Below are 15,741 nucleotides of genomic sequence, written 5' to 3'. Positions count from 1 at the left end.
TTCCTTCCCTTATCGATACTATCAGTATAACATCAATATCTATAAGAAGGCTGAGAACTTTTTTAAAAAATCTGTCCCGGCAGCACTTTCTTTTCCTTCGCCGGAAAAGTTTTTTCATAGGCAGCAAAAGTCTCCGGCTCCTGCTCCGCCACAAAATAGCCGGCCGGCGTCGCATACTCGCCGCTGATATCCTTCAGGAATCCCGGTGCGAGCTCCTTGCAGAGGAAGAAAGATGCGTCTGCACCATCCGGAAGGCCATGATAACGGATGCCAAAATTGCTCGCATAAGTAAACCCGCTCTTTCCATAAAACCCGATATCCCCCTCGAAGCACAAGGCCCCACAGCCCAGCGCTGCTGCCTGCTCCAGCGAGTAGTCCAGCAGCATCTTGCCGTAGCCCTGGCGCTTATAGGCCGGGGCGACACAGATCGGCCCCATCGCCATGATGGGGATGCGCCGGCCATCATCGGCCTTGATCTGCGCCCGCACAAAGATATTCTGCCCGATGATCTCGCCATCCTTTTCCATGACGAAGTCCAGTTCGGGCACGAAATCCATATCCTTCCGCAGCCGGTGCAGCACAAAGTGCTCCACACAGCCAGGACGGTAAACATTCCAGAACGCTTCGCGCACGAGATTCTCGACGGCGCGATAGTCTTTTTCCGTTTCTCTGCGAAAACTGATTGTCATTTTTTTCACCTCTATATCGATTGTTTCTGCTGCATTGATTTCTTTGTTTTCTGCCTGCTATATCCTCAGGCCTCGCCGTTGGCGATGGCCGCGTATTTCTCCTCCGGGATCATCGGCGAGCCGATCTGCGCCACCAAACCGGCGTCGATCGTCCCCTGCGCGGCATACTGCCTGCCAGCCTCCCGCACCAGTTCCAGCCGCGGCTTCGTGACCACATCAGCTTCCGGCACATTGAACATCGGGCTCTCGGGCACTGTAAGTATCGTATGCTGATGCGGGAACAGCAGCTTGAACTGCTCCACGGCCGGCTCGAAATTCCCCTTGCTGTTCGGGAACCCGCAGCCGCAGATCATCAGATAGCGCAGATGCGCAAAATCTGCCTGGCCGATGTGCTCATACCGCTCGCCAACCTTCTTCATCTTCATACAGGAAAGCGGCATCGTCCGCTCAATGAAAGCCTTGAGCTTTGCCGGCATGCCATATCCATAGAGCGGAAAGTTAAGCAGCAGCAAATCGCATTCAAGCACCTTAGCCAGCAGGGCCTTCATATCGTCCGCATGGATGCAGGTGCCGCCATTGCGCTTGCAGGTAAAGCAGCCCACACAGAACTCGATATGCTTCTCCGCGATATGGATGACCTCGACTTCCTGCGGCGCAGCCTCCTGCATGCCAGCGAGAAACGCCCGCGTGATATGCATCGTATCGCTCTGTTCTTTTTTCGGGCTGCCATTCAATACCAGGATTTTCATGTCACACCACCTCTAACATCGACTCGATCCCCAGCCGCCTGCGGGAAAACCGCGGCCCTTCTTCGCCAGTCAGCCCGCTGGCCTGGAAGCAGCATTTGTCCAGCACGCGCTGCGACGCGGCGTTGTCCGCCTCAGCCTCCGCCTCGATGCTCACGACTGCCGGATGGCGGAAAGCCCATCCCAGCGCAGCCCGGACGGCCTCCGTGGCATAGCCCTGACCACGGTATCCTTCCTCGATCCCATAGCCGATCTCTGCCACACCATCTCGGCCCAGCCCCTTGAAGCACAGATCGCCGATGCGCCTGCCATCGCCCAGCTCGATCACCCACATCGCATACCAGTCCCACTGCTCGGGATGCGCCATGCAGCCTGCGAGCATCTCCTCATAGGCCTTCTTCAGCCCGGCATCCTTGGCCGCCGCAATCGCCGCCTTCATCTGCGCCGCATCCGTTGGATATATCCTCAACCGTTCCGTCGTTACCATAAAGCCTCCCCTGTTTTTACATATTATCTTTGACACGCTGCAGCCACTTATCCAGGAACTCCATCTGCTCTTCGGTATGGAACCAATGCTCACCATCTTCCATCACTGTCAGCCCGGCAGCATGTTCCGCGGCAAAGGCCTGCATCGTCGCCAGGCTGGTCAGATTGTCCCTGCCGCCGTACAGGATCTGGGTCGGCACCGTCCAGACGATGGGATGCGTGCGGACATAGGACAGATATTCCCAGGACAGATCCTCACCGAATTCCGTGTGGATCACACCCTTTTCTTCCAGCTCCTCCTCAGTCACCTGCGCCCACTGCATCATATCCAGGATGAGCTTTTCCATATCCACCACCGGTGAAATGAAAAACGCCTGCTTGACGTATGCATCAAGCCCGCCGTACATGCTGAACAAGGCGCCGATGCTGTTAGCTATCAGCAAAACATTGTCATACTTCTTATATAAATCCCTAACGATCTCCCGGATCTCATTTCCTGTTTCCCACGGGGTAAAGGTCTTATAATCAAGGCCCAGCACCTCCGCCGCGGGAAAAATCTTCCGATAATGCTGAGCCTCCTCTGCACTTCCGCCCTTCCCGTGGACGTAGACAACAATATCCATACCAACCTCGTACTTTCTCTTCACTTCTTGACCAATGCCCCAAAGATCGCATCCTTGTCAAACTCGCCGGTAGCAAAGCCCGGCACTTCCTTGAACGCCTTGCAGTAGGCAAGGCTCATCTCCGTAAAGACGGCACTCATCTGCGCATCCGTATACGGGCAGTCATCGGTGACGATAAGCGTCGCAAAACTGAATGCCACGAGCCACAGATTGCGGAAATACTTATCCGCCGTCGCCGCATCCATATGATAGATGCGCATGATCGACTCGCGCACCAGCTCCTGCGAAAAATGCAGCGCGTCCATCGCGCCCCCCACCGCTTCATCAGGTTTTGTCAAAAAGAGCAGCTTATAAAGCTCGGGCTCCTCTTTGGCAAAGCAGATATACTGCTGGCCCACGCCCAGGAACGGCACCGGGCCTTTGAGTCCCGTTTCGATATACGCCTGATAGCGTCCTTTGGCCATGGCATAGACCTCGACCTTCAACTGTTCCATCGTCGTGAACCACGTAAAGATCGGCCGTGGCGACACGCCGAGCTCTGCGGCAACTTCGCGCGCCGTCACCGCATCGATTCCTTTCTTGCGCACGACTTCGAGAGCCGCTGCCACAATCTCCTCTTTTTGAAACTTGACCTTTGGAGGCATAAACACGATCCTTTCGTTTAAAAACATCCGTTACGTAACAGTTGTTATCTTACATGATTTGACGCGTACTGTCAAGCGGTTGTTCTTATTTTCTTTTATTCTTCCGCTCCGCGCGCACAATAAAACGGCAGCTGCACCTCATACGAGCCGTGCAGCTGCCGCCAATCCGTTATTTCTTTTCTTGTCCGTCTTTAGGGGGCGCCCCCTCCATCGACAGGTTCTCCTTGGCATAGGCCTGTAAATCGTCTGTGTTCTCCACGACATCTTCGACATAGCTCTTGATGTCTCTTGTCAGCTCCTCCGTATCGGCCGCCGACATTTCCCCGAGCTTCTTGAAGGCTTTCTTATGGCCGGCATTGAATTCGGCCTCATCGTCATATTTGCGGAACAACAGCCGCATCATCTTGCGCCGCAGGAATTTTTCGCGAATGATGTTCTCCCGTTCTTCTACCCAGGCCACCGCCAGGACAACCAGCAGCAAGATGCCCATATAGCCAAGCAATGGATACATCCACGAAACCAGCTGGGAAAAACCACCAAAACTGCAAACATAACCAAGCGCAACAATGCCAATGAGAATCTTGCGCATCTTGCCGATATCACTGCCCGCGAAACGCCGCGCCGTCGCATAGTAGAGGCTGAATGCCGTATTGAAGATCAGCGCGAATATCACTACCGCATAGATGACGGCAAAGGCCGGATGGATCTGATTCACGAGCGTCAGCATCGGAATCTCCGCATCTTTGACCTTGTCGAGATTGGCAAACAGCGCCATCGAAGCACTGCCGACAATCACTCCGATAATCGCGCCGCCTAGCGCGCCGCCCTTTTCGGCATCACTGATGCGCACGACCGAGCCGCCGAGTACAAAAGCCATCGAAACACCATTCATCACGCAGAGCGCAAAGTAATTGATGACGGCCAGATAGACATTGGGCATCGCCGGCCGCAGCGATTTCGACACCGCATCGAGCATGGCAAAGTCATACGACTTGCCCCAAAACGTATAACCTGTCACCAGTAAGATCATGACGACAATGATGGGCGTAAACACACCGAGCACCCGCGTAATCTTGTCAAAATCAAGGAACGCAATCACGCAGACCAGCAGCGAGCACACCAAAGCGCCGAGCCAGCTTGGCAGGCCAAACTGCTGCTGCAGATTAGCTCCGGCACCAGCAACCATGACAAAGCCGACGACAAAGCAGGACACGACCAGCGTGACATCGATGATGCGCTGGATGATGGGATGCGCAATCTGTTCCAAGACTTCCTGATGGTTGCTTGACTGATAATGAGAACCGAGCGTCACGATGATGCGCCCAAAGATTATATTCAAAATGCCCAGCACGGCAACGCCAGCCAGGCCGATCTCACCAAAACTCAAAAAATACTGCAGCAAATCCTGCCCCGAGGACAAGCCCGCGCCTACCAATACCCCTACATAGGCCATAGCAATTGATATAGATTCCTTACTGAATTTCATCCGGTCATCCTTTCTTTTATGCAATAACAAAATATTTTTATATATATTTTAGCATATTTGTTATAGTAACGCAAAAACAGACCAATTTACAGGCAAACCGACCGGTAATCTGTCTGTTTTAAAATCACTAAAAAAGCCTGACCAGCCTATCGCCTGGTCAGGCTCCTCATTCCTGTCAACGGGATTGCAACAAATCGAGCATCGACGCTGCTGTTTCCGCACTGGCAAGTTTCTCGTTTTCGTCAGTTCCTATTTTACCCGATTTGTCCACCTGCGTACTCAGTATCGTCGGATTATCCTCAGGATGCGCCGCATGCGTCTTACTCTGCGAGACGATGCGATCCCCCTCATAAACCGTGATGAGCACTGATCCATCGGACATGACCTGCGTAATCGTTGTGGTTTCCTCGCCACTGTCACCGGCACCATCCTCGCGGACGCCACCGCCAGTCTCCAGCTGTCTGAGCATTTTCGCAAACGCTGACTTGGCTGCCGGCGTCTTGTCCGTCGTTGCTGCTGCGGACGCTGCTGCCCCTTGATTCCACAGCACCGTTTTCGTTGCCTGGATTTCCATCGAATTCCTCCTAACCGCAAAAAGACACTCTTCTGCCTATATATCGGATAACCGCAGGAATACTTAACCCCTATCGGTTGTGCTTCGTTGAGTTTTTTCTATCGCCCTAAACACTTTCCCCGCTTGGGGATATAAAGAACAGAAAGCAAGATAACAATACACAAAGATGTGAGGGGGAAATAAAATGTTTAAGGTAATAAAAAACTTTTTTAAGACGCTCACGATGCCGACAACGATTCCGCCCAAGAATTGCCCGCTCTGGGTGTGTTTCAAATAGAGTTGACTTAGGCCACAGCAAGGACAACAAGTAAGATAACAACACGTAACAATGTAAGGAGGAATATAAAATGGATAAGAAATTCATGAATAAGATGGAAGCTATGGAAATGGACAAGGTATCTGGGGGAATTATGCCTTATCCTCGCCCTCGTCCTCGCCCTCGCAAACATGATGCAAATTCTATGGCAGCAAATGTAGATGAAACACAAATGAAACTCCCTATCGGTGGTGGTCATAAAATTACTATGGCAGCAAATGTATTTGAAACGCAAAACGCAAGCGCTTGTGTTGGTAAATAATAGCGATATAGGCTAAAACATAGACAGAGGGCATATCATCAGATGTGCTCTCTTTTATATGCGCAGAGCTATCAACGGCTATTGCTGATTCCAGCCTGGAATTCCGCCCAGATCTTCTTCTTGGCAATCTTGCCCGTCGTTGTCCGCGGCAGTTTATCCATGATATGGAACTCGCGGGGTATCTTATAGAGGGCCAGATTGTTCTGCAGGAATTGCTTGAGCTCACGGATATTGACCTCTGCTCCTTGATGGACACTGTAGAAGCAGGCACCGACCTGACCGCGGAGCTTATCCTCAATGCCAATGACAGCCACCTCATGAATCCCGGGGAACTGGTAGATAAGCTCCTCGACCTCGCGCGGATAGACATTTTCGCCCATGCTGATAATCATATCCTTGATGCGGTCGACAATATAGATATAGCCATCTTCGTCGGCTCTGGCCACATCGCCCGTATGGAACCAGCCACCGCGCATGGCATCATGCGTCACATCGGGAAGATTCCAATAGCCAAGCATCACATTATCGCCTTTGACGATAAGCTCGCCCAGCTCGCCGCGCGGAACCTCCGCCCCCTCATCATCGATGAGTTTCCACTGTGTCCCCGGAACCACCGGCCCGCAGGAACCTGCCTTGGCCTTGCCCAATGGCGTCATCGTGACGATCGGTGCCGTCTCCGAAAGGCCATAAGCCTCACAGATCTCAAGGCCGAACTTCGCCGTGAAGTCCTGCTGGATCTTCAGTGGCAGCGTCGTACCAGCACTGACCACGAGCCGCACCGACTTCATATCCTCCAGCGTGCCGAGCTTTGTCAGCAGGCTGCAGATAGATGGCACGATGTAGAGGTCCGTAACGCCCTCCTCACGGATCGTGCTGAGGGTCGTCCGCGGCGTGAAGGAATCGAGGATCACGATGGCCGCCCCGACGCTCAAAGTATAGAACACCGCACAGGTAAGGCCATAGCAATGATACATCGGCAACACGCAAAGCGCCTTATGCCCCGGCTTGCAGCCCATATAGCTGAACTGCTTGGTATTGAATACGATGTTATGATGGGAAAGCACTGCCCCCTTAGGATTGCCCGTCGTTCCCGATGTATAGATGATCTGGCACGGATTGTCGGCACTGAAGTACTCCGACAGCTCCGGTGCCTCCGCCAGCCCCGCCTGCGGCTTGCCGATCGTGCGGATATCAACCTGCACCACCTTGAGCTGGCAGCGCAGCTGTGCGAGCGCATCCACAAGGTTCAGTGGCTGATACGTCAAGAGCATCTGGATACCGGCATCTTTGATGATATAAGCGATCTCACGGCTGCTGAGCTGGAAATTCAGCGGCACGGTGATTGCCCCTAACGAAGTGATGCCCATATAGGCAAAGATGAACTCCGCACTGTTGCGCGTAAAGATGCCAACACGGTCACCCTGATGGACACCCGCAGCATGAAGACGGTCGCGGCTGGCTTTCACGGCAGCCTGGAGCTCACGGTACGTAAACCGGCGCTCATGATCGACAATGGCCAAATCATTTGGCGCCCCTTGATAAATCAAATCATGGATAAGCATGTTATCACTCTTTTCTTCTTAAACAAAAATTGGCACCTGGTACTAATTTAGTACCTGCTATCAATTTTATACCAGGTACTAATTTTTGTCAAAGGATATTCTGTTCAGCTGTCGAATAAAGTCTATATACCCTTGGAAATCTTCACCCATAAGAAAGGAGCTGCAACTATCCTATGGCTATCATCCACAGCGGCGACATCGTCTACGTCAAACGTACCGGCTACCGGCACTTCGGCATCTACACCGGCGATGCGCAGGTCATCCACTATCACAAGGAACGGAATCCGCTGCTCAGCGATGGCATCATTGCCGAGACTACGCTCGCTGAATTCAAGGGCAGCAGCGACACCATCTATGTGCTGAACGCTACGACCCCAGCAGGAACTGCACTATTCGACTGGCTGGTACATCGTCTGGCAGGCGGCGATGTCGAACTTTTCTCGCCGCAGGAAACCGTCACGCGTGCCCGCAGCAAACTCGGCGAGCACGGCTATAGCCTGCTGCTCAACAACTGCGAGCATTTTGCCCTATGGTGCAAGACCGGTATCGCCCAGTCCGCCCAGACCGACTACCTGCTCGAATGCTTGCAGATGCTCATGCCGCCCCTGCCCCAAAACAAAGAAGACTGACCAGTCAATTGACCGGTCAGTCTTCTTTGTTTTCCGTCCTGTATTATTCCTGCGGCATGGCCAGATAATCATGGCCTTCCTCACCAAATAGGCTCTCGCCCGAGAACAGCTTGATGGGCACGATCGTAAGTACCCCAATCAGAAAATAACCAAATGTCATCGGCATCAACTCTAAAATGCGCATCGCGTCAAAAAAGCTTCTGCCCTGATGTATTTCCTGTGTCAGCAGATTCCACAACCAAATCAGCAGTACAAACGACGGAAGGAATGGCAAAATGCCCACGGCAATCCACCAGCTATACGGATCCGTCCCTAACAGACCTATTAGCCAGTTAACCATGAACGAAAACACATAACCTCCTACTACGTAGCCAATATAGTTAGGATACGCAAAAAAGATTTTCAACCGGCTACGATTGACAAGCAATGCTCCTAACACCCAAATCACCGCACCAGCAACACCCAGAAAATGAAAAATCGCATAGAATCCCACCAAATTCACGATACCACTGATCAAGATACGAAAGAAAAAGAATAATACCTTATTGGCGATATTGATGTAAAGCAGCATAACCAGCCAAGACACACTGAGTAAAAAGGTAGCCAGCGACAACAATAATTCGCCATTATTGCCCCAGCCCCCCAACAAAAATTCCCAGACTCGCAAAAAGATTACCAACTCGACGCCCAACAGCAACAAACAAAACCTGTTACACCAAGATTCATCCGAAGCACAGTCTCGTTCACTCATAGTATTCACGCCGCAAACTCCTTACTGTTCAGCCAGTGGATCTGGGCCATATTCATTCTCTCCCTCAGTACCTTTCTTAAACAAGATATACAGTGCAAAGAAAAAGTTAACAAAGGGCACCAGGATAAGCAAATACCACCAGCCGGATTTACCCAAATCATGCACACGTCTGATTCCCAGCGTAAACTGTGGAACCATCCCGATAATGCCCAGTAAAACCACCAGCCACAGATAGTCCATCGCTAAAAACATCAAGCCTTCGCTTACCAGGCCGAACCCGAAGCCGCGGATAAAAAAACGAAAACGGTTCAAACGCCCTTCGGTGCTGAAGAATTTCTGCATGAATCCCTCTTCATCTAACTTGCATACATTTTCTACTGCCATAATCAACGTCTCCTTTGACTAAATAAAAATTTTTATCCATAATTCCCACAGTGATTGCGCGGGTAATTATCGCTAGCTGCCATAGGCTTTCAGCTAATTTCCATAATTCATGATAAATCGTGTAAATTAGATAATAACCAGCCTGCCATTAAACTCTCATTAATTCTGCTTGCTAGTTCCCCCCCTTTTCCCGCCGCTCTGTAACCCGCAGGCTTTCGATACTGCGCAGCACGTCATCCCGCGCCGCCTCACTGCCAGCATGATAGAAATACGTCACGATATAGCTGTTATGCGCAATGGGATAGGAAGCTGCCACGATTTCATAGGCCTTGCCATCCTTTTGACCTGTAAACTCATATCGCCAGACCGGGCGGCCATCTATCGCCATCAAGTCCGCTTCCTTCAGCACCACATCCTTGACCTTATAGCGTGCCAGCGTCTTATACACGCGCTCCGGCGGTGTAGGGTCAGCCACCAGCTCAACAGGTTCATCGCCCCATGGCTGCAAATGGGCATCGACAAAAAAGCGATTGCATTTCGCTTGCCAAACCTTACAGTCCTCATCTTCCCATGGAAGTGCTTTCAGTTCCCGCGGTACTTGCATCTCTATCTGACTGGTATCATTTACGGCCAGACAAGACGATGGCCAGAACACCTCGGGAAAAACAGCATACTTGAGACAAGCCATGCCCCAAAGCAAACAAGCAAGAATAAATATACGCGTATGTTTCACCTTCCCCATCAATTTATGGCTATGCTTTCAATAGCCCTTTCCAGCATAGCCTTAGCCATATCATCATCCTCGGCACATTGAAAATAAAACAGCCAGACATCCCGGCCCGCCTGATAGCCCAAACATTCCTTGCGCTCATTTTTGTCCACGCCTTCAAGGATATGTAACGGCGTACCGCCCACCAGTCGAGTTCCCTCCCCCTGCACGGCAAGAGTTCCCGCTACCTGCGGAAATACTTGGCCAAATCCAGCCAAATCAAAACGCACCTTAGTCTGTTCTGTCGTTAATACACCATGTACAATCTGTATCTCACCACCGCCTTCGATGGCCTTATACGCAGTCAAGCGCTCATAAGGCGCAACGGCGGCAGGCTGCCGTTGCGCTGGCTGCACAGGCAAATAAAGTGACAGCGTCCGCCCATCCGTCATTTCCTCCTCTACGGGATAACACAGATAAAAATCATCAGCTGCTGTCATCTCGACCTCGGTCCGCCAAAGCAGATTTCCGGGAAGTACTTCATAAAGAACCAGCATAATCACACCAATATTCCTCAACCACTTTTTCCTCTTCTTGTCCATCTTTCCCGCCCTTCTTTTCAGCTTATTTTCATTTATGATACCTTACATAACTTAAAGCGTACCTAGTCTCCCATTAGCGTCTCATTAAGAAAAGCCCCACGCTTACCGTGAGGCTTTCCCGTTTGGCCAGCAGCTGGCTATCCTATTAAGTTCAATACGCGTTGAGTGTTTTCTCCCAATACGGCCGCGGCGATTGCCGACGACGGGCTCATATACTCCACGAGCTGACGGCTCAGCAGCGGCTCCCCGTAAGGAGCATCCGAACTGTACAAGCAGCGCTGCGGCAGTTCCGTAAGTGCCATCTTCACGGCCAGCGTTGAAAATGCTGCCGATAAATCTAAATAGACATTTGGCTGACCCTTGGCAAACTTTATGACCTCCAGCCAATGCGTGCCCCCTAAATGACCAAAGATTACCGGTATATTTTCGTAACGTTGGCATAGCTCCATCAGTATTGCCAGGCTGTCACGGGACACGGGCGCAAACGTATGCACCCATAGCGGATAAATCCTTGTCCGCTGCATGGCTTGAAGGATTGTTCCGATTTGCCGCATCTGTGTTTCATTCCCCGGGGCGATTTCTCCGACACCACATAAACCGAGCGCGGTAATCTGCTCTTCCAGCCAAGCCTTTGTCTGCGTCAGTTCCAACCCCAGCGGTACATTGCCAAAGCCCCAAAACCGCTCCGGATACCTGGCCACCATGCGGCTGACTTCGGCATTTTTCTCCCGCAGCCGCTCGCAATACGCCTGCGGATTATCCCCCGCCAATATCTTTTGCAAAGCCGCCATTTCCGTCTCCAGCGCCATAAGATCCTTTGCCAGCTCCGGATGCGGCGTCGTACCGAATAACACAGCCCGTTCTATCCCCGCTTCGTCCATTTTCGCCAGCTGACGCTCCACGGGCAGCAACAAATGTTCATGACTATCAATTATCATAGCAATTCCCCCTTGACGTATTTGCTACAATAACTGTATCACGAAGCTGCGCCTGCGATAAGTACGCACTTTTCGGTTAGCAGCTATACTTTTCTATACCTTTACGCAGAAAGGCAGGCACCACATGACAAAAATCCCATCCGTCACACCCCAATGTCCCATGGAAACCGCCCTCAACCTTCTGAGTGGCAAATGGACGCTCCAAATACTTTGGCAGCTTTCCCAGCACCCCTTTCATTTCAATGAGCTCCAGTGTGCACTGATAACGATTTCGCCCAAAGCCCTGTCCCAAGAACTTCGCCGGCTCGAGCAAGCGGCCATCATCGAACGCGAAGTCATCCCAGACCTTCCCCCGCGTACCATCTACTCACTCTCTGCCACAGGACGGACCCTGCAGCCCGTCCTCAAGCAGCTCTGCGACTGGGGCAAAGCTTATTCCAGCCGTCAAATTGACCGGTCAATTTGACTGATCAAAGTCCTCAAATGGATTATTTCTGTGGCATTACGAGATAATCATTTCCCTCTTCACCGAAAAGGCTTTCGCCCGAGAAGAATTTCACGGGCACAATGGTAAGCAAGCCGATGAGGAAATAGATAAAGGCCACGGGAATCAGCGCCACAATGCGCGTCGCCTCAAAGAACGTTCTCCCTTTCTGTATCTCCTGCATGAGCAAATGATAGAACCAGCCGAGCAGCGCCATGCTAATGGCAAACGAACCAAGCTGAATCAGCGGCCACATCTCCGGCTTATGAAAAAAGAGCCGCATCACGGCCAATCTGAGGCCAGCCGTCAGGATATACGTTGCCACGATATAGCGGATATAGTTTTTATACCGCAGAAATACCGCAAACCGCCGGCGATTGACAAAGACAGCGGCCACCACCCAAACGATTGCCGCGGCAACACCAATAGAATAAGCGGCCATCACCAATAAAATCACATTGCCCATGACACTTAACAGCAACCGGAATAAAAAGTGCCAGACCTTATTCTTATAATTGACATATATCGCCAGGATCAGGAACAAAATGACAGCTATTACTGTTACTATATTGAACAGCATAGCAGCATCACCATCCCCTTTCCCCGTCATAAACAGGAACGATTTCCCCATACTCAGGGTCTGGACAATTGCCAGCGCCAAAATCCATTTTTTGCACCAGCTTACATCAGATGAATTGGTGCGTTCACAAAAAGTACTCACAATAAGCCTCCTTTGATTTTGCAACGTGAAACAATCCGTATTATACCCTTTAATTCTTATAGTTTACTTAACGTTTCCCATTGACCGGTCAACCTTCCGTAAAAATACAACGAGCGGCCTGACAAGTCAAAATCTGACTTGTCAAACCGCCCATTCTTACATATTCCGCCGCAGCCACTCCCGCAGCACCAGTACATGATTTTCCTGCTCGTTTTTCGCCGCATACACCAAGGTCACATTCTGCGCCGCTAACAGCTCTCGGCAATGGGCAGCAAAGGCCACCGCCCCTTCACTAGCTGCCAGTTCTTCCTGGTAGGCCTCCGCAAAGCCATCAAAGGGCATCTCGCCTTGATGATACAAGCGCCGGATTTCGGTACTAGGCGTAATGACCTTGGCCCATTCATCGAGATGAGCCGCTTCCTTCTTGATGCCTCGTGGCCACAATCTATCCACCAGTATCCGGTATCCATCACTTTCCTCTGGCGGTTCATAGATGCGCTTGAGTAAAATCCTGTTCTCCATAAGCAATCCTTTCTGCAAGCCCTCCCTCCATCTGCCCCTATCTAGGAATACCTTAGCACATCCCATCCCCATTTGCTGTCAGCTTTATCACAGCCCCACGCGAATACACAGGTTCCAACTCTACGGCTCATTTTCTTGCTGCCGGCGTATCCTTTTCCCTGATGCCATCCGTATTTTACCTAGATAAAGGCTGCGCATATTATATAAGTTCTGCCACAGTTTCACGGATACATTCGATTAACTTTCTGGTGGCAGGCGATGCTTCTTTGAGACACGGCACAGCTATGCCCATCTCGAAGTATTGGGGCGGAGAAAAGGATGCCAGTTCTACCTGACCGTGCCATTTTTGTGAAATCAACCTTTGATTGAGGCTTACCCCCAACCCGGCTTCTACCATGTTGTAAGCGGTAAACGCCTCCTGGGTGGAATAGCGCAGATTCATCGACAGATTTTCGCCCTGCAGCAGCCTATCCAAATCCGTATCCTGTTGAGGCAGCGGCTGAATAAAAGTCTCTCCCTCCAGCATCTTCGGCATGAGCTGTTTGGCTCTGGTCAGCGGGTGTCCCTGGGGCAGCCAGGCCACCATCTCGTCACGGTAAAGGGGAATCCATTCGTAGTCTACCTCAGACAGCCTGGCCCCCACGCAGATATCCAGACGGCGGCTGGCCAGCAGGGGGGCCAGATCACGGTTGCTGCGTTCCAGCATATTCACACGGATATGCGGATACCGTTTCTGGAATTTGCGAATGATCTGCGGCATCCACATAAACGATACACTATAGTAACAGCCCACGGAAACCGTGCCCCGTACCAGGCCGCAAATATCCCCGCTGTATTCCTCCACCTGCTGGCAGGCACGAACAATATTTTCCAGCAAGGGCAGTATCCTATGACCGTTATCGGTGAGTTGTACACCGCCTCTGACACGGGCAAAAACCCGAAATCCCAGTTCTTCCTCCAGCGCATTTATCATGCGGGTGATGCCTGACTGGGTGTACCCCAGTTCCTGTGCTGCCGCTGTAAAGCTCCCCCTCTGGGCAGCCACTAGGAAAGCCCGGCATTTGATGGCGTCCATCCTGCGTAACTCCTTTCTCCATGACAAAAAATCATGCGAACTATGATTTTTTGCATGTTGTATCATGTTTATTTTTATTGTAATCTATCTGTAACATTTCAGCAAGCGCATACCTAGGAGGAGTACAAACATGTCTACAGAAACTACAAACAGCACATCCCCCAGCATGCATCCTGCTTGGCGGGCATTGCAGACGGCATTCCCCTATACCATGCCCATCTTTGCCGGTTTTCTCCTTATCGGCATTGCCTATGGTGTCTTCATGAATGCTTCCGGCTTTAGTTTCATCTATCCTGCCCTGATGAGCCTGCTTATTTTTGCTGGTTCGGTGGAATTCCTGACAGTCCCCATGCTGCTGGCCCCCTTCAATCCCCTGCATGCCTTCCTGGTGGCGCTGATTGTCAATGCCCGGCATATTTTTTATGGCATATCCATGCTGGAAAAATACCGGGGCCATGGCCTGAAAACGCCTTATCTCATTTACGGCATGTGTGATGAAAGCTTTTCCATCAACTTCACCGCAAAAATCCCTGCGGATATCGACAAAGGCTGGTTTTTCTTCTGGGTAACGCTGCTCAATCATCTTTACTGGGTTGGCGGAGCCACTGTCGGCGGGCTATGCGGCTCCTTGCTGACCTTTGATACTCGGGGGCTCGATTTCGTGCTGACAGCTATGTTTGTCAGCATCTTTACGGAGCAATGGCTGCTGGAGGAACGCCACCAAAGTTCCCTTGCCGGCATCGCAATTTCTCTCCTGTGCCTCATGCTATGGGGACCGGAACAATACCTTGTCCCCACCCTGCTGGCAATTTTCGCTGTCTTTGCCCTGGGCCGCCATTACTTCGCCCCCGCTAGAAAGGAGCCGGAACATGTCACTGACTGAACAGATCATCACCGTATTGATGGTGGTGGCAGCCACATCCCTCACCCGCTTTTTATCCTTTGCCCTCTTCCCGACCCCGGAGCACACCCCTAACTTTGTCCGCTATCTGGGCAAAGTCCTGCCAGCAGCGGTCTTTGGCTTTCTAGTCGTTTACTGCCTGCGGGGCGTAGAGCTGACCGGCGGCAGCCATGGTCTTCCCGAAGCTGCCGCCGTTGCCGTCACCGCCTTCATCCAGGCCCGCACCCATCAAATGCTGCTAGCCATCGGCGGCGGTACCGCTCTCTATATGCTGCTTGTGCAGCTTGTCTTCCGCTGAGCTATTCCTCTGTCTCCCATAACCAGCCAACCGCTCCGCAGGATTATAGCCTGTGGGGCGGTTATCTTATGACACAGCAAAGGAACAGCATTTACAACCATTTACGGCTGGGATACGCAGCCAAAAGCGCGTACAATATCCACTGTCCGTTAGAATACGGGCTGGAAATCTTCGGGGGAAAATGGATACCTGTCCTATGGTACTACTCTGTTTGGCTATGGCATGTGGAGTGTACTGCTTGGAAAATATACTGCCGCAAAAGTAGCACCGCTTTCCCTGCTGATTCCCGTAATTGGCCTGGCCATTGCTCAAATCATCCTGCACGAATCCATTACCGGC

General features: G+C 51.5%; 21 protein-coding genes. 5 read left to right on the top strand and 16 right to left on the bottom strand.

Going from position 1 to position 15,741, the window contains the following annotated elements; translation table 11 throughout:
- Positions 1-62: 62 nt before the first annotated feature.
- The 7 genes from BM181_RS01835 to BM181_RS01805 all read right to left on the bottom strand — a co-directional run bounded on the left by BM181_RS01835 (position 63) and on the right by BM181_RS01805 (position 5,248).
- Positions 63-689 (bottom strand): GNAT family N-acetyltransferase, encoded by a 627-nt coding sequence (locus BM181_RS01835; RefSeq protein WP_075441885.1) that lies wholly within the window; start codon positions 687-689, stop codon positions 63-65.
- 65 nt (positions 690-754) lie between these two features.
- Complete coding sequence (locus BM181_RS01830; RefSeq protein ID WP_075441883.1) at positions 755-1,438, bottom strand: flavodoxin family protein; 684 nt, start codon at positions 1,436-1,438, stop codon at positions 755-757.
- A 1-nt stretch (position 1,439) separates the two neighbouring features.
- The gene (locus BM181_RS01825; protein ID WP_082336110.1) at positions 1,440-1,922 is read right to left on the bottom strand and encodes a GNAT family N-acetyltransferase; all 483 of its coding nucleotides are present in this window, start codon (positions 1,920-1,922) and stop codon (positions 1,440-1,442) included.
- 16 nt (positions 1,923-1,938) lie between these two features.
- Positions 1,939-2,544, bottom strand: coding sequence for an alpha/beta fold hydrolase (locus BM181_RS01820; RefSeq protein WP_075441881.1), 606 nt, complete (start codon positions 2,542-2,544; stop codon positions 1,939-1,941).
- 20 nt (positions 2,545-2,564) lie between these two features.
- Entirely contained in the window at positions 2,565-3,152 is a 588-nt protein-coding gene (locus BM181_RS01815) for a TetR/AcrR family transcriptional regulator (RefSeq protein WP_218150076.1), read from the bottom strand.
- Between the two features lie 205 nt (positions 3,153-3,357).
- Complete coding sequence (locus BM181_RS01810) at positions 3,358-4,674, bottom strand: YkvI family membrane protein (protein WP_075441877.1); 1,317 nt, start codon at positions 4,672-4,674, stop codon at positions 3,358-3,360.
- Between the two features lie 175 nt (positions 4,675-4,849).
- Positions 4,850-5,248, bottom strand: coding sequence for a hypothetical protein (locus BM181_RS01805; protein WP_075441875.1), 399 nt, complete (start codon positions 5,246-5,248; stop codon positions 4,850-4,852).
- 347 nt (positions 5,249-5,595) lie between these two features.
- Here BM181_RS01805 and BM181_RS01800 point away from each other — a divergent pair, with 347 nt between their 5' ends.
- The gene (locus BM181_RS01800; RefSeq protein WP_075441873.1) at positions 5,596-5,826 is read left to right on the top strand and encodes a hypothetical protein; all 231 of its coding nucleotides are present in this window, start codon (positions 5,596-5,598) and stop codon (positions 5,824-5,826) included.
- A 71-nt stretch (positions 5,827-5,897) separates the two neighbouring features.
- On the opposite strand, the gene BM181_RS01795 is transcribed toward BM181_RS01800, so the two are convergent.
- Positions 5,898-7,388 (bottom strand): class I adenylate-forming enzyme family protein, encoded by a 1,491-nt coding sequence (locus BM181_RS01795; RefSeq protein ID WP_075441871.1) that lies wholly within the window; start codon positions 7,386-7,388, stop codon positions 5,898-5,900.
- A gap of 173 nt (positions 7,389-7,561) precedes the next feature.
- On the opposite strand from BM181_RS01795, the gene BM181_RS01790 reads away from it, so the two are divergent.
- Positions 7,562-8,017, top strand: coding sequence for a lecithin retinol acyltransferase family protein (locus BM181_RS01790; protein ID WP_075441869.1), 456 nt, complete (start codon positions 7,562-7,564; stop codon positions 8,015-8,017).
- A 43-nt stretch (positions 8,018-8,060) separates the two neighbouring features.
- Here the strand turns inward: BM181_RS01790 and BM181_RS01785 are convergent, their stop codons facing one another.
- The 5 genes from BM181_RS01785 to BM181_RS01765 form a co-directional block, all read right to left on the bottom strand.
- Entirely contained in the window at positions 8,061-8,777 is a 717-nt protein-coding gene (locus BM181_RS01785; protein WP_075441867.1) for a hypothetical protein, read from the bottom strand.
- Between the two features lie 12 nt (positions 8,778-8,789).
- A complete protein-coding gene (locus tag BM181_RS01780; RefSeq protein ID WP_075441865.1) occupies positions 8,790-9,152 on the bottom strand; it encodes a DUF805 domain-containing protein in 363 nt (120 codons plus the stop codon).
- Between the two features lie 172 nt (positions 9,153-9,324).
- Positions 9,325-9,840 (bottom strand): hypothetical protein, encoded by a 516-nt coding sequence (locus tag BM181_RS01775; protein WP_143092078.1) that lies wholly within the window; start codon positions 9,838-9,840, stop codon positions 9,325-9,327.
- 53 nt (positions 9,841-9,893) lie between these two features.
- Complete coding sequence (locus tag BM181_RS01770) at positions 9,894-10,463, bottom strand: hypothetical protein (RefSeq protein ID WP_075441861.1); 570 nt, start codon at positions 10,461-10,463, stop codon at positions 9,894-9,896.
- A gap of 137 nt (positions 10,464-10,600) precedes the next feature.
- Complete coding sequence (locus tag BM181_RS01765) at positions 10,601-11,401, bottom strand: amidohydrolase family protein (protein WP_075441859.1); 801 nt, start codon at positions 11,399-11,401, stop codon at positions 10,601-10,603.
- Positions 11,402-11,525: 124 nt separating this feature from the next.
- Between BM181_RS01765 and BM181_RS01760 the strand changes: the two genes are divergently transcribed.
- The gene (locus tag BM181_RS01760) at positions 11,526-11,867 is read left to right on the top strand and encodes a winged helix-turn-helix transcriptional regulator (RefSeq protein WP_075441857.1); all 342 of its coding nucleotides are present in this window, start codon (positions 11,526-11,528) and stop codon (positions 11,865-11,867) included.
- Positions 11,868-11,889: 22 nt separating this feature from the next.
- On the opposite strand, the gene BM181_RS01755 is transcribed toward BM181_RS01760, so the two are convergent.
- The 3 genes from BM181_RS01755 to BM181_RS01745 all read right to left on the bottom strand — a co-directional run bounded on the left by BM181_RS01755 (position 11,890) and on the right by BM181_RS01745 (position 14,203).
- Positions 11,890-12,606: a hypothetical protein gene (locus BM181_RS01755; RefSeq protein ID WP_075441855.1), complete on the bottom strand. Its 717-nt coding sequence runs from the start codon at positions 12,604-12,606 to the stop codon at positions 11,890-11,892.
- A gap of 156 nt (positions 12,607-12,762) precedes the next feature.
- Positions 12,763-13,146 (bottom strand): DUF488 domain-containing protein, encoded by a 384-nt coding sequence (locus BM181_RS01750; protein ID WP_256211243.1) that lies wholly within the window; start codon positions 13,144-13,146, stop codon positions 12,763-12,765.
- Positions 13,147-13,327: 181 nt separating this feature from the next.
- A complete protein-coding gene (locus BM181_RS01745) occupies positions 13,328-14,203 on the bottom strand; it encodes a LysR family transcriptional regulator (protein WP_075441853.1) in 876 nt (291 codons plus the stop codon).
- Positions 14,204-14,333: 130 nt separating this feature from the next.
- On the opposite strand from BM181_RS01745, the gene BM181_RS01740 reads away from it, so the two are divergent.
- Together BM181_RS01740 and BM181_RS01735 are read left to right on the top strand one after the other, a co-directional pair.
- Positions 14,334-15,086 carry an AzlC family ABC transporter permease gene (locus BM181_RS01740; RefSeq protein WP_256211242.1) on the top strand — a complete coding sequence of 251 codons (753 nt, stop codon included), beginning with the start codon at positions 14,334-14,336 and terminating at the stop codon, positions 15,084-15,086.
- Positions 15,073-15,402, top strand: a complete 330-nt coding sequence (locus BM181_RS01735) for a branched-chain amino acid transporter permease (protein WP_075441851.1) — start codon at positions 15,073-15,075, stop codon at positions 15,400-15,402. The genes BM181_RS01740 and BM181_RS01735 overlap by 14 nt, the downstream gene beginning before the upstream one ends.
- The last annotated feature ends 339 nt before the right edge of the window (positions 15,403-15,741 follow it).

Origin of the sequence: Pseudoselenomonas ruminantium (genome assembly GCF_900113715.1) — a bacterium.
In the GTDB taxonomy this organism is placed as follows: domain Bacteria; phylum Bacillota; class Negativicutes; order Selenomonadales; family Selenomonadaceae; genus Selenomonas_A; species Selenomonas_A caprae.
Note: the sequence above shows the minus strand (reverse complement) of the source record. Positions and strands in the feature narration are given on the sequence as shown.

What these genes read in the sequence shown, in the direction of transcription:
- BM181_RS01760 (WP_075441857.1), top strand. Translation starts at nt 11,526, where the DNA reads ATGACAAAAATCCCATCCGTCACACCCCAATGTCCCATGGAAACCGCC.
- BM181_RS01780 (WP_075441865.1), bottom strand. Translation starts at nt 9,152, where the DNA reads ATGGCAGTAGAAAATGTATGCAAGTTAGATGAAGAGGGATTCATGCAG.
- BM181_RS01790 (WP_075441869.1), top strand. Translation starts at nt 7,562, where the DNA reads ATGGCTATCATCCACAGCGGCGACATCGTCTACGTCAAACGTACCGGC.
- BM181_RS01795 (WP_075441871.1), bottom strand. Translation starts at nt 7,388, where the DNA reads ATGCTTATCCATGATTTGATTTATCAAGGGGCGCCAAATGATTTGGCC.
- BM181_RS01745 (WP_075441853.1), bottom strand. Translation starts at nt 14,203, where the DNA reads ATGGACGCCATCAAATGCCGGGCTTTCCTAGTGGCTGCCCAGAGGGGG.
- BM181_RS01765 (WP_075441859.1), bottom strand. Translation starts at nt 11,401, where the DNA reads ATGATAATTGATAGTCATGAACATTTGTTGCTGCCCGTGGAGCGTCAG.
- BM181_RS01740 (WP_256211242.1), top strand. Translation starts at nt 14,334, where the DNA reads ATGTCTACAGAAACTACAAACAGCACATCCCCCAGCATGCATCCTGCT.
- BM181_RS01735 (WP_075441851.1), top strand. Translation starts at nt 15,073, where the DNA reads ATGTCACTGACTGAACAGATCATCACCGTATTGATGGTGGTGGCAGCC.
- BM181_RS01830 (WP_075441883.1), bottom strand. Translation starts at nt 1,438, where the DNA reads ATGAAAATCCTGGTATTGAATGGCAGCCCGAAAAAAGAACAGAGCGAT.
- BM181_RS01835 (WP_075441885.1), bottom strand. Translation starts at nt 689, where the DNA reads ATGACAATCAGTTTTCGCAGAGAAACGGAAAAAGACTATCGCGCCGTC.
- BM181_RS01825 (WP_082336110.1), bottom strand. Translation starts at nt 1,922, where the DNA reads ATGGTAACGACGGAACGGTTGAGGATATATCCAACGGATGCGGCGCAG.
- BM181_RS01805 (WP_075441875.1), bottom strand. Translation starts at nt 5,248, where the DNA reads ATGGAAATCCAGGCAACGAAAACGGTGCTGTGGAATCAAGGGGCAGCA.
- BM181_RS01820 (WP_075441881.1), bottom strand. Translation starts at nt 2,544, where the DNA reads ATGGATATTGTTGTCTACGTCCACGGGAAGGGCGGAAGTGCAGAGGAG.
- BM181_RS01800 (WP_075441873.1), top strand. Translation starts at nt 5,596, where the DNA reads ATGGATAAGAAATTCATGAATAAGATGGAAGCTATGGAAATGGACAAG.
- BM181_RS01770 (WP_075441861.1), bottom strand. Translation starts at nt 10,463, where the DNA reads ATGGACAAGAAGAGGAAAAAGTGGTTGAGGAATATTGGTGTGATTATG.
- BM181_RS01810 (WP_075441877.1), bottom strand. Translation starts at nt 4,674, where the DNA reads ATGAAATTCAGTAAGGAATCTATATCAATTGCTATGGCCTATGTAGGG.
- BM181_RS01775 (WP_143092078.1), bottom strand. Translation starts at nt 9,840, where the DNA reads ATGGCTTGTCTCAAGTATGCTGTTTTTCCCGAGGTGTTCTGGCCATCG.